Source organism: Leptolyngbya sp. PCC 6406 (assembly GCF_000332095.2).
Taxonomy (GTDB): Bacteria; Cyanobacteriota; Cyanobacteriia; order Phormidesmidales; family Phormidesmidaceae; genus PCC-6406.
Map to the genome: position 1 here is coordinate 360,122 of NZ_KI913949.1, position 12,302 is coordinate 372,423.

The 12,302-nt window shown below is 55.2% G+C and carries 12 protein-coding genes; all 12 read left to right on the plus strand.

The window, feature by feature from the left end; translation table 11 throughout:
• Positions 1 to 142 precede the first annotated feature (142 nt).
• The 12 genes from LEP6406_RS0201690 to LEP6406_RS0201755 all read left to right on the plus strand — a co-directional run bounded on the left by LEP6406_RS0201690 (position 143) and on the right by LEP6406_RS0201755 (position 11,610).
• Entirely contained in the window at positions 143 to 1,957 is a 1,815-nt protein-coding gene (locus LEP6406_RS0201690; protein WP_008308277.1) for an ABC transporter ATP-binding protein, read from the plus strand.
• 215 nt (positions 1,958 to 2,172) lie between these two features.
• The gene (locus LEP6406_RS0201695; RefSeq protein ID WP_008308275.1) at positions 2,173 to 2,541 is read left to right on the plus strand and encodes a VOC family protein; all 369 of its coding nucleotides are present in this window, start codon (positions 2,173 to 2,175) and stop codon (positions 2,539 to 2,541) included.
• A gap of 191 nt (positions 2,542 to 2,732) precedes the next feature.
• The gene (locus tag LEP6406_RS0201700; protein WP_202807561.1) at positions 2,733 to 3,629 is read left to right on the plus strand and encodes a response regulator; all 897 of its coding nucleotides are present in this window, start codon (positions 2,733 to 2,735) and stop codon (positions 3,627 to 3,629) included.
• 85 nt (positions 3,630 to 3,714) lie between these two features.
• The gene (locus LEP6406_RS0201705) at positions 3,715 to 4,164 is read left to right on the plus strand and encodes a thiol-disulfide oxidoreductase DCC family protein (RefSeq protein ID WP_008308270.1); all 450 of its coding nucleotides are present in this window, start codon (positions 3,715 to 3,717) and stop codon (positions 4,162 to 4,164) included.
• A 208-nt stretch (positions 4,165 to 4,372) separates the two neighbouring features.
• A complete protein-coding gene (gene thrS, locus LEP6406_RS0201710; RefSeq protein WP_008308268.1) occupies positions 4,373 to 6,193 on the plus strand; it encodes a threonine--tRNA ligase in 1,821 nt (606 codons plus the stop codon).
• A gap of 15 nt (positions 6,194 to 6,208) precedes the next feature.
• On the plus strand, positions 6,209 to 7,693 hold the full coding sequence (locus tag LEP6406_RS0201715; protein ID WP_008308266.1) for a type I restriction-modification system subunit M: 1,485 nt from the start codon (positions 6,209 to 6,211) through the stop codon (positions 7,691 to 7,693).
• Entirely contained in the window at positions 7,690 to 7,995 is a 306-nt protein-coding gene (locus tag LEP6406_RS0201720; RefSeq protein WP_008308264.1) for a hypothetical protein, read from the plus strand. The genes LEP6406_RS0201715 and LEP6406_RS0201720 overlap by 4 nt, the downstream gene beginning before the upstream one ends.
• A 2-nt stretch (positions 7,996 to 7,997) precedes the next feature.
• Positions 7,998 to 8,231: a DUF2283 domain-containing protein gene (locus LEP6406_RS0201725; RefSeq protein ID WP_008308262.1), complete on the plus strand. Its 234-nt coding sequence runs from the start codon at positions 7,998 to 8,000 to the stop codon at positions 8,229 to 8,231.
• Between the two features lie 147 nt (positions 8,232 to 8,378).
• Positions 8,379 to 8,726, plus strand: coding sequence for a nucleotidyltransferase family protein (locus tag LEP6406_RS26225; RefSeq protein WP_008308258.1), 348 nt, complete (start codon positions 8,379 to 8,381; stop codon positions 8,724 to 8,726).
• Between the two features lie 279 nt (positions 8,727 to 9,005).
• Positions 9,006 to 9,950 carry a restriction endonuclease subunit S gene (locus LEP6406_RS26230; protein WP_008308256.1) on the plus strand — a complete coding sequence of 315 codons (945 nt, stop codon included), beginning with the start codon at positions 9,006 to 9,008 and terminating at the stop codon, positions 9,948 to 9,950.
• Between the two features lie 63 nt (positions 9,951 to 10,013).
• Entirely contained in the window at positions 10,014 to 10,808 is a 795-nt protein-coding gene (locus LEP6406_RS0201745) for an IS5 family transposase (RefSeq protein ID WP_027268711.1), read from the plus strand.
• A gap of 547 nt (positions 10,809 to 11,355) precedes the next feature.
• The gene (locus LEP6406_RS0201755; RefSeq protein WP_008315172.1) at positions 11,356 to 11,610 is read left to right on the plus strand and encodes a hypothetical protein; all 255 of its coding nucleotides are present in this window, start codon (positions 11,356 to 11,358) and stop codon (positions 11,608 to 11,610) included.
• The last annotated feature ends 692 nt before the right edge of the window (positions 11,611 to 12,302 follow it).

Genomic DNA, 12,302 nt, shown 5'->3' on the forward strand with positions numbered 1-12,302 from the left:
TGTTGGCCGGGAAATCCAGAATGAGAGTCTCAAAACCCGCCCTGCCCAGTTTGCGGGTGGCCAAGGCGTAGCACAAAGTAGTATATGTAGTATATAGTGGCCCTATTCACGTTATCCCGGTGTTTTTCTCGGGGTTGGAGTTATGGCGCAGTTTGCAGACGTAATTAAATACTACAAAAACTACAGCGCGATCGCGGTTTTTAGCATTGTCGCCAGCAGCTTCTTTGAGCTGGTGGACCTGATGGTCCCCTATGCCATTGGTCAAGTGCTGAACGTGTTGTCCTATCAGCCCGTGGATCGGGGGCTGCAAGTTTTAGTGGCAGGTTTAGGGGAAATAACGGGGCTAGAGGTGACTCGATCCCTGACCCTGGTGGTGCTGTTGGGACTGGTGTTCCTTGTCACCGTGGCTCGGGCTCCCATCGAACCCTGGCTGGGGGTCTGGTTTCACTGGGACATCGCCCTCCGCAGCCGCCGCGACCACGCCGAACAGGTGATGAAAAAGCTCCTGAGTCTTCCCCTGGGGTTCTACGACGAACACAATCCAGGCCGGATTGCGGGCCGGGTGGCGCGGGGTCTATCCAACCACACCTGGACCTACCCCGAAATTGCGGGACAGATGATTCCCAAGATGGTGCGGGTGCTGGGCATTTTTGCCATCATCTGCCTGATTGCTTGGCCCATTGCCCTGGCCTTTTTGGTTTCCTTCATCGTGATCTTGGCCTACAGTATGCGGGACTTGGTGCGCCTCAACCGCAAGGAAGAAACCCTCGATCGCTACATGGAAACCACCGAGAGTCGCACCTCGGAAATCGTCACCAACATCAAAACCGTCAAAGCCTTTGCCACGGAACAGAGTGAACTCACCCGCCAGCGTCGCCGTCTCCAGCGGGAGCTGACCCTAGTGGAAAAGGTGATCCACCGGGGCTATGTCCAGCTTCTGACCCTGCAAAGGGTGGTGATCCAGAGTTGTGTCTTTGGGGTGCTGGTGCTGACGCTGATCGCGACCCTCCAGGGACACATTTCCCTGGGGCATTTTGTCACCACCTTGACGGTATCCAGCATGGCCTACGCGGAGCTAGAGCCCATCAGCAACCTGGCGGAAATCTTTGCCCGCCGCTATGCCTCCATGCTGCGGTTCCATGAGTTTCTGCAATTGCCGACGGGCATTGAAGCGGCTAGCGTAGCGGAAACCAATGCGATCGCGGCCTATCAATTCACCGGCAAAGTGCATTTTGAAGGCGTAACCTTTGGCTACGATCGCGATCGCCCCGTCCTGCAAAACATCGACCTACTAATCCATCCCAAGCAGACTGTGGCCTTAGTAGGCCGCTCAGGTTCCGGCAAATCCACCCTGGTGAAGCTCCTGTTCCGCTACTTCGAGCCCCAACAGGGCCGGATTCTACTGGACGGCACCGACCTGCGGCAGTTGGACATCACCGGCTATCGGCGACGACTAGCCATCGTTCACCAAGAGGTAGACGTGTTCAACGGCACCCTCCTAGACAACCTCACCTACGGTAACCCCAGCGTCTCCCCGGCCCAGATTGAATCCGCCTGTCAAATTGCGCGGGTGGATGAATTTGTCCGTCAGATGCCTCGGGGATACTACACCGTAGTCGGGGAACGGGGCGTGCGGCTCTCCGGAGGACAGCGCCAGCGCCTAGGCATCGCCCGCGCCCTACTGATGGATCCCGACGTGCTGGTCTTCGACGAGGCCACCTCCAGTCTGGACTACGAATCCGAGCGGGCTATCCAACTGGCTATGGGTAACATCCTCGGCACTCGCACGACGCTGATCATCGCCCACCGCCTCAGTACCGTGCGCGACGCCGACCTGATCGTGGTTCTAGACCAGGGGCAGATTCTGGAGGTGGGCAGCCATGAGGCTCTCCTGAGTCAAAATGGTCTCTATCACCGCCTACACACCTTGCAGGAAACCGGGGATTTGTTGGAATAACCTCAAGTTCGGGATAATTGCTGACACCCCGCCCCCACAGGGGCTAGGGAACGGTAAGAACCTACTGACTGCTGGCTGAGCGGAGTCGTTCGCTTTAGCGTCTCCCGAAGGGAGAAAGCCAGCAGTCAGTAGGTTCGTTCTCTGTAACCTTCCAAGTCAAATATGGGGATCCAATTTTTACGGATCCCACTTTCACGGATCAGGATGATCAGGACATGACAAGGATTCTAGGGGCGCTCCATGGGGCGATTTTAGTCAGGGACTTGGCACGGGCCGAGGAATTCTACGGCACCATACTAGGCTTGCCCCCTGCGCCGCGTCCTCTCTCCTTTCCCGGTCAGTGGTATCAGGTGGGAGGCTTTCAGATTCACCTAATTGTGGCGGCGGGATGGCAGACTCCCTGCCCTCAGCCAGACAACTGGGGACGTAATCCCCACCTGGCATTGGCGGTGGAGAATTTAGCAGTTTTCAAAGCCCGTCTGATCACGGCAGGGTATCCTGTACGAATGAGCACATCGGGACGATCTGCCCTGTTTACCCAAGACCCAGACGGTAATGTGATTGAGCTGAGTCAAGGGAGCTAGGGGACAATCCTTTGTCCGGGGCGGCTCATTATTTGCCTGTAGAAGGCTTACAGCCTAACCAAGGGCAAAACCCCTAGCTTGCTCGTGCTATTTCCAGTTGGGATGGGTACGCTAAACAGCGTTGGTGGACTATTGCTGAATAGCTCCGCATCAATTGCACTCGTTGACTTTTCTTCTGTGCCGCCATGAGCATGACTGCTTCGTCTACCCGTTCTCGCAAAGTCAATAAGTCCCGCATGTTGGTCGTGGACGACGAGCCCGACAACTTGGATCTGCTATACCGCACCTTTCGCCGTGAGTTCAATGTGCTGCGGGCAGAGAGCGGCCAAGAGGCTCTCAAAATCCTGAAGGAGCAGGGTGAGGTGGCGGTGATCATCTCGGACCAGCGAATGCCGGAGATGAAGGGAACGGAGTTTCTCAGCAAAACCGTGCCCGAGTTTCCCGATACAGTCCGCATAATCCTCACGGGCTTCACCGATGTGGAGGACTTGGTGGATGCGATCAACGCGGGGCAGGTCTACCGCTACATCACTAAGCCCTGGGATCCCGATGCGCTGAAGCGGGTCGTTCAGCGGGCGGCGGAAACCTATGAGATTCTGAAGCAGCGGGGCGATGCCATTGAGCAGGCCCAAGCCCAAGCCCAGTTAGTAACGCATCTAACCCAGGGGGCTGCCGCTGCTACCAGTCTGGAAACTGCCCTACCGTCCCTAGCAGCGGCGGTTCAAGAGGCGCTAGGGGCCAGTGGCTGCGTCCTCTATCGGTTGAGCGGCGATGGGCTAGCTGGTCCCTCTGGCACCTCGGGACAGGGGACAGCAGACTTGCTTAAGGATGATCCCTTGGCAGAAGCTGCGATCGCACAAAAAGCTTCCCAAACCCTAGAATCTACCACTGGCAATGCCAGGGCAGAGCAGTACCAAGCAGCAGGGGTCCAGGCTCTTATGATTGCCCCCGTAGTGTTTCAAGACACCGTAAGTGCGATCGTCGCCTGCCAATGGGCCGAGCCCCAAACCTTCTCAGAGAATAAGGCTCAACTCCTGACTCTAGCCGCGACTCATCTTGGACTGACCCTGGCCTATCTCAATAAGTGACCCTAGAGAAAGTGGCGATAGAGAGTGATGCTAGATAGAGCAAATGATGCTGGATAAAGAACGCCAACCCCAGTGACGCTAAACCATGGTGCACTCCGCTTCAACCCGAGACGGTGACCTTCACCAGGATCCCCAGGATCTCACCATTCCCATCGTTTTTTTTGATGGGATTTGTGTCCTCTGCAATGGTTTTGTAGACCTCCTCATTCGCCTAGATCCTAAAGTTCGGATGCGCCTAGCCCCTCTCCAAGGGGAAACTGCCCAACGGCTCCTCCCCCCCCTGCCGCCGAATCCCGCCTCCTGGTCCATTGTCTACCTCGACCACCAAGGAGCCCACGAACAGTCGGAAGCGGTGATCAAAATTTGTGAGCGATTGGGAGGCATTTGGTCCCTAGCCAAGCTGGGCCGTCTCATGCCTCGGCCCCTTCGCAATGGCTTATACCGTTGGGTCGCCCGCAACCGCTATCGCTGGCTCGGCACCCATTCCGCCTGCCGAATGCCCACAGCCCAAGATCGCGATCGCCTATTGCCCTAGTGGTCTGCCAAGAAAATTTTGACGGGTCGAAGATCCTCAAAATTTAACCCCAACTAATACAGCCACTAGCGCAGCATACCCAAAGGGTTATAACCCGCCAGTTCTACGAATCGCTTCGCTAACGCGGGTTAGTTTAGTCGGCCTGCCATAACTTCCCCATCCAATTGATAGGATGAACACCTGAACTCTTGTTGGCTAACTGCAACCGATGGCTTCCGTAGGCGTGTCCCCCGAACAGTCTGAACAACCGTCTGAAAAAATCCTACTGCCCCGCACCAGCGAGTCAGAGGATCTCAAGCGCATTCGCCACACCTTTTCCCATGTCATGGCGATGGCGGTGCAGCGGTTGTTCCCCAAGGCTCAGGTCACCATCGGTCCCTGGATCGACTACGGCTTTTACTACGACTTTGATCATCCCGAACCCTTCACCGAAGCGGATCTCAAGAAGATCAAAAAAGAGATGATCAAGATCATCAACAAGGGTCTTCCCGTCCTGCGGGAAGAGGTCAGCCGCGAGGAAGCCCAGCGCCGCATCGCCGCCCTAGGGGAACCCTACAAATTAGAGATTCTAGAGGGTCTACAAGACCCCATCACCCTCTATCACCTGGGGGAAGACTGGTGGGATCTCTGCGCTGGCCCCCACGTCGCTACCACCAAAGATCTGAACCCCAAAGCCTTTGACCTAGAGAGTGTCGCCGGAGCCTATTGGCGGGGAGACTCCAGCCGCACCCAACTCCAGCGTATCTACGGCACCGCCTGGGAAACCCCGGAGCAGTTGACGGAGTACAAGCGCCGTCGGGAGGAAGCCAAGCGCCGGGACCACCGCAAGCTGGGCAAGGAACTGGGACTGTTTGTTTTTAGCGACGAGGTGGGGCCAGGGCTACCCCTGTGGACCCCGAAGGGAACCATGATCCGCTCCACCCTAGAGGACTTTTTGAAAAAGGAGCAGGTAAAGCGGGGTTACCAGCCGGTAGTCACCCCCCACATTGCCCGTGTGGATCTGTTCAAGACCTCCGGCCATTGGCAAAAATACCGGGAAGATCTGTTCCCTATGATGGGGGACTCGGAAGAGGACGGGTTTGTCCTCAAGGCCATGAACTGCCCCTTCCACATCCAGATCTATAAATCCGCCCTGCGATCCTATCGGGAACTGCCCCTGCGGCTGGCGGAATTTGGCACGGTATATCGCTATGAGCAATCAGGGGAATTGGGGGGCTTAACGCGGGTGCGGGGCTTTACCCAGGACGATGCCCACCTGTTTGTCACCCCCGACCAGTTGGATGACGAGTTTCTAAAGGTGGTGGATCTGATCCAATCGGTGTTCAAGGCGCTGCAATTGGGGGATGCCTTCAAGGCGCGGCTGAGCTTTCGGGATCCGGAGTCCGACAAGTATATCGGCTCAGATGAGGCGTGGGAAAAGGCCGAAGGGGCTATCCGACGGGCGGTGGAGACCCTAGGGATGAATTCTTTTGAGGGGATCGGCGAAGCGGCTTTCTACGGACCAAAGCTGGACTTTATTTTTCGGGATGCCCTAGACCGGGAATGGCAGTTGGGCACGGTGCAGGTGGATTACAACCTGCCGGAGCGCTTTGAGCTGGAATATGTGGCGGAGGATGGCAGCCGCCAGCGTCCGGTGATGATTCACCGGGCTCCCTTTGGTTCTCTAGAACGGCTAATCGGTATTCTGATTGAGGAATATGCGGGGGACTTCCCCCTGTGGTTGGCCCCGGAGCAGATTCGCCTGTTGCCGGTCACCGATGAGCAGTTGGGCTATGCCCAGCAGATCGCGGCCCAGATGGTGGCCCAGGACATCCGGGCCATGGTGGATACCAGCGGCGATCGCCTCGGCAAGCTTATCCGCAATGGGGAAAAGGGCAAAATCCCGGTCATGGCGGTGGTGGGAGCTAAGGAACAGGAAGCTCAGGCCCTGAATATCCGCACCCGCGCCGCCGGGGAACTGGGGTCTCTACCGGCGGCAGAGGTCATGGATCGCCTCGTTGCGGCCATTGCTAACCATGGCAACTTTTAAGGCGACCCTGCCCCCATGATCACTGGCGAGTTGAAATCTAAGGTAGACAAACTCTGGACTACCTTCTGGAACAACGGCATCAGTAACCCCCTGTCGGTGATTGAGCAGATCTCCTATCTGCTGTTCATCAAGCGGTTGGATGACCTGGAGTTGGCCAAGGAGAAACGCGCCCAGCGTCTCAATCGCCCGATCAAAAACCCCACCTTCACCACCCGTCAGCAGCATATCCGCTGGTCTCACTTCAAGAACCTGGATGACTCGGAGGCAATGCTGCGGATCATCCGGGATGAGGCATTCCCCTTTATTAAGGACATGGGCAAGTTCGGCAACGAGACGGCCTATGCCCGCCACATGAAGGATGCCACCTTCCTCATTGCCCAGCCCGCCCTGCTGGCCAGTGTAGTGCAGCAGATCGAGCAAATCCCCATGGAGGACCGGGATACCAAGGGCGACCTCTACGAATACATGCTCTCGAAGCTGAGCACGGCGGGCACTAACGGCCAGTTCCGCACCCCGCGCCACATCATCAAGCTAATGGTGCAACTCATGGCCCCCGGCGGACGGGATATCATCTGCGACCCGGCCTGTGGGACGGGGGGCTTTTTGGTCATGGCGGCGGAGTACCTGCGGGACCTGAAGGATGGCGACGGCAATCTGGTGCTGAATGCGACGGGGAACCGGGAGCATTTCAACCGGGAGATGTTCCACGGCTTTGACTTCGACGCGACGATGCTGCGGATCGGTAGCATGAACCTGATGCTCCACGGCATCGAGGATCCCAAGATTGAGGCGCGGGATTCCCTCTCGGAGGACCACGCGGGGGTGGAGGAAGCCTTCACGATGATCTTGGCAAATCCGCCCTTTAAGGGGTCGGTGGAGAAGTCTACGATCGCGAAAGACCTGAGCCAGGTGATCAAGACCACCAAGACGGAGCTGTTGTTTATCGCCCTGTTTTTGCGGTTGCTGAAGAAGGGGGGCCGCGCAGCGGTGATCGTGCCGGATGGGGTGTTGTTTGGCTCTTCTAACGCCCACAAGGAGATGCGCGAGATCTTGGTGGAGCAGCACAAGCTGGACGGGGTGATTTCCATGCCGTCGGGGGTGTTTAAGCCCTATGCGGGGGTTTCGACGGCGATTCTGTTGTTTACCAAGGTGGGGGTGCAGCAGGAGGGGACGGATTTTGTCTGGTTCTATGACATGGCGGCGGATGGCTATTCGCTGGATGACAAGCGCCAGCCCATTGACACCAACGACATCCCGGATATTGTCCAGCGGTGGCAGCGGCGAGACCCGGCCCAGAACTGCGATCGCACTGCTAAGGCGTTTGTGGTGCCCCGCGAGGAGATTGCCGCCAATGGCTATGACTTGTCGATTAACCGCTATAAGGAAATTGAGTATGAGGAGGTGCAGTACGACCCGCCTAAGGTGATTTTGCAGCGCCTACGGGAGCTGGAGGACGATATCCGCCAGGATTTGAATGCCCTGGAGGAGATGTTGGGATGAAGGGGTTCCCGTGCCCATACTTGGGGGGTGAAGTAGAGCTGACGGATGAAAGAGCCCAACATATCATCAAGACCCATCCCGGTACCTTGCCGGATTACATCAATGAAATGGCGGCAACGCTAGCCAATCCCGATGAGGTGAGACGCAGCCGTCGCGATCCAAATGCGCTGCTCTTTTCTAAATGGTTTGAGACAATTCGCACCGGACGTTATCTGGTGGTGGTTACAGTCAGTGAACCTGATCAGTCGCGGCATTGGGTGATTACGACTTACACGGCCCGCAAGCTTTCTGGAGGTGAGTAGCTATGGATGGTAAATTGACGTTTCGCTATGACCATATCGGCGACATCCTCTATGTCGATACGTGTCTGCCCTATGCTGAGCAAGAGTCGGAGGAGGTGGGGGAGGAGATTATTGCTCGCTTGAATCCGACTTCGGGGGAGGTGGAAAATTTGGAGATTTTATTTTTCTCGAAGCGGATGACGGAGAGTAGTCGGTTTGAGTTGCCCATTGCGGCGGCGATGCGTTTGGCGGGGTAGGGATGATGGAAACACTGGCACTGCTGCCTTGGGGAGATCCGGAACGATGATCGTTGCAGCCACTTATATGAGCCTTGAGGATTTCTGGGCCTACATCGCAGGGGTGGAGGCTGGCTACAAATTGGTTTGCAAGCTAGCGGGTAGGTCATGGCTGTAACGACTAAGGAGCAGGTGATTCACCTGATTGAAGAGCATCATCAGGATTTGCAGCGGCTAGGGGTTCATCGCTGTGGTTTGTTTGGGTCGTTTGTCAGAAATGCCATGACCGAGCAGAGCGATGTGGATATTTTGGTGGAGTTTGAGCCGCAACAGAAAACCTTCAATAACTTTATGGATCTATGCTTTTTCTTGGAGAAAATCTTGGGTCGCAATGTTGATTTGGTCACCAGGGAATCCCTAAGTCCCTACATTGGTCCTCGTATTTTGAAAGAGGTGGAATATATCTCCATTCTGCCTGAAAAAAGGTTCTCTTGTAGGTTGGGTGAAACGGAGTGAAACCCAACACCAGTAACGGTTTTGTGGGTGCGTCCCAGTTTTGTAAATGTCATTCTGAACGTAGCGATAGCGAAGTGAAGAATCCCAATCTAGCGCGAGGACTGAGATCCTTCGCTACACTCCGTTTCGTTACTCCTTCGGAGTCGCTCCGCGAACAGGATGACAAAAGCGAGATGCCCCCGGTTTTGTTGGGTTACGCTAACGCTCCACCCAACCTACGAAAGCGGCGGCGAGAGTTTGGGAACAGTCGCCAAGGTTTTGAGGTATTGGGAGGATTTCATGAGAATCGATACACCGTTTGAATGCGTCTCTCTAAAAGATGTTGTTTACTTGCAAGAAGGGCCAGGACTTCGCAACTGGCAGTATGGGAACAGTGGCATCCCTTTTTTGAATATCAGAACTCTAACTGACGAAGGCATAATCAATAAGCAACTTTGTCAGTTTGTGAAAGAAGAAGAGTTTCATAATAAGTATGAACACTTTCTCCTGGATGCTGGCGACTATGTTGTATCAAGTTCTGGAACTCTAGGAAAATTGGCTGAGGTGCGTCCGCAGGATCTGCCTGTGATGCTCAATACAAGTGTGATACGTTTCCGACCACTGGATTATGAGATATTAGATAGAGTCTTTTTGAAGTGGTTTATTAAATCACCTTTATATATTCGACAAATTGAACATGCTTCTACTGGCACAGCAATTAAGAATTACGGGCCTAGTCACCTCAAGAAGATGATTATTCCGCTGCCGCCGATCGCGGAGCAGCGCCGCATAGCCGCCATCCTGGACAAAGCCGATGCCATCCGCCGCAAGCGCAAGCAGGCCATCCAATACACCGAGGAGCTTCTACGCGCCGCCTTCCTCGACATGTTCGGCGACCCCGTCACCAACCCCAAACGCTGGGAGATCTGGTCAATGAAAGATGTGATTAAAAATATTAGTACGGGTTGGAGTGCTGGTGGAGAAGAAGAACCGCTTAAAGAAGATGAATGGGGAGTTCTAAAAATCAGCTCTGTTACAACAGGTGAATTCATCCCAACGGAATTCAAAAATGTCGGCAAGCCACCCTTCAAAAAACCAACAATTGTTCCAAAGAAAGGCGACTTGCTATTTACTAGGGCTAACACTAGAGAGCTGGTGGCTGCGACATGCTTGGTTGAAGAGGATTGCAAAAACATATTTTTGCCTGACAAGATATGGAGTATTAAGAGGGTGTCTGAGAAGTAGAAAGGCCCTCAAAAACGCTACTCTATCAGTCAGTAAGTACACTTGATAGGGTTTTTGAGGGCAATGCGATTATCCTACCCCACCGATTTGACTGATGAACAATGGGATATTCTCTCTCTCTTGATTCCTCCGGCGAAGCCTGGTGGACGACCTCGGAGCACGGATATGCGAGAAGTGGTCAATGCGATTCTGTACGTTCTGGACAATAGCACCAAGTGGCGGTGCTTACCCCATGATTTCCCGAAGGCCAAAACGGTCTACCATTATTTTCGCCAATGGCGCAATGATGGGGTGTGGGAACACATCAATCACCGATTGCGGGAGTTGGTGCGGTTAACGGAGGGGCGCGAAGCGTCTCCCAGTGCAGCGGTGATGGATAGTCAGTCGGTGAACAGCGATGTCTACATTTCGGAGTCGGTCGGCTTCGATGCAAACAAAAAGGTCAAAGGTCGGAAGCGAAACGTGGTGGTCGACACAATGGGTTTAGTGCTGATGGTTGTGGTTACCGCAGCGAGTCTCCCTGAGCGGGATGGCGCACGAAAGGTGCTAGAAAAAATGCATCAGGTTAGTCAGTGGTTCACTCGCCTGTGTGTCATTTGGGTTGATGGGGGATATAGCGGTAACGATTTCATGAAAGAGATCATGGACCGCTTTCGATGGGTGATTGAGGTGATCAAGCGCCCCGACTGTGCGCAGGGATTTGTGCTGTTACCCAAGCGGTGGGTGGTGGAGCGCACATTTGGCTGGTTTACTTTTTGCCGCCGCTTGAGTAAAGACTATGAGCGCCTACCAGAGACCGCTGAGGCATGGATTTATGTGGCCAATATTCGAGTCATGTTAAGGCGACTAACGTGCTAATTCATACCTACATTCCAGCTTTTCAGACACCCTCTAAGACAAAAAAAGAGGTTGCTACTCGTGAGTACTTAAGATTTCTGCTATCCGAGCCAAAGTACCGGAGCTTACTCACCCGAAAGGCTACAGGTACAAGTGGCTCGATGCTGAACGTTTCTCAAAAGAAACTTCTTGAAATGTATGCTCCTATCCCTCCGATAGAATTCCAAAAAGAATTCTCTGGCCTTGTTTGGAAGAACTTTTCACTCCGAGATAAGTATCAGATGGCGACTGAGCAATCTGATGCAGAGTTTAACTCCCTCCTCCAACGCGCCTTCCGTGGAGATCTGTGAGGGGTTGGCCTACCCCGTCCTGCGGGCAACCGACCCACCCCGCCCTTCGGGCACCCCTCCCAGGAGGGGATTTTTCAGCACCCCTCCCTGGAGGGGGCAGATCTCAGAACCCCCTCTCGGGAGGGGGCAGGGGGTGGGTTCCTCCCGGCACCGTAGAGGTACCGCTTACCATTGAAGACATCGCCCCAGAATTGCCGTCATCCCCCCAACAAACTGCAATGTCGATCACCTTAGAACTTCCCCCCCAAGTTGAAACCCTTCTGCGCCAACGGGCCGAAGCCACCGGGCAAGACATTCAACACATCGCCATTGCCGTCCTCACCCTGGGCCTCAGCCTCAACGACGAAGACTTTCTGGCCGCCATAGACGGCATTCAGCAGGGCCTAGATGACTTTGAGCAAGGCCGCTTTTCCAGCTTTGAAGACTTCATCGCCGAGCAAAATGAAAAGCATGGTCTAACCCTGGAAGCATGACCTACCGGATTGACCTGTCCAGTGTTGCCAGAGTCGAGCGCGATCGGAGAGCCTGAAGACTCAGAGCAAGAATGAATGCTCTATGGGCACACCAGTGAACCCACCCCGCCCTTCGGGCACCCCTCCAAGGAGGGGATTTCTTACAGATCCCCTCTTGGGAGGGGGACAGATCTCAGAACCCCTCTTGGGAGGGGACAGATCTCAGAACCCCCTCTTGGGAGGGGGCAGGGGGTGGGTTCTTCCCGGCACACCAGTGAACCCACCCCGCCCTTCGGGCACCCCTCCAGGGAGGGGATTTTTCAGCACCCCCTCCCTGGAGGGGGTCAGATCTCAGAACCCCCTCTTGGGAGGGGGCAGGGGGTGGGTTCACGGGATTTTCAGCCCCGAACGTAAGACAAGCCCAGCCAATGGGGCACTATGGGCATAGTGCCCACCCCCTCGGCCCCCGCGCCATGGCCTCCAACTTCGCCTTCCTGCACCCCCACTTCCCCGATCTACACCGCCACGCCACCCAAGCCGAAGGTCTGGTGTACAGCAGCCCCCGCGCCAGTTGCTTCTACGCCCGCTACGCCCTAGAGCAAACTGTCAAATGGCTGTACCAAACCGACCCCTACCTGGAACCGCCCCACGACACCAAACTTTCTAACCTCATCCACGCCCCCAGCTTCAAAGAAAACCTCAGCCCCGGCCTG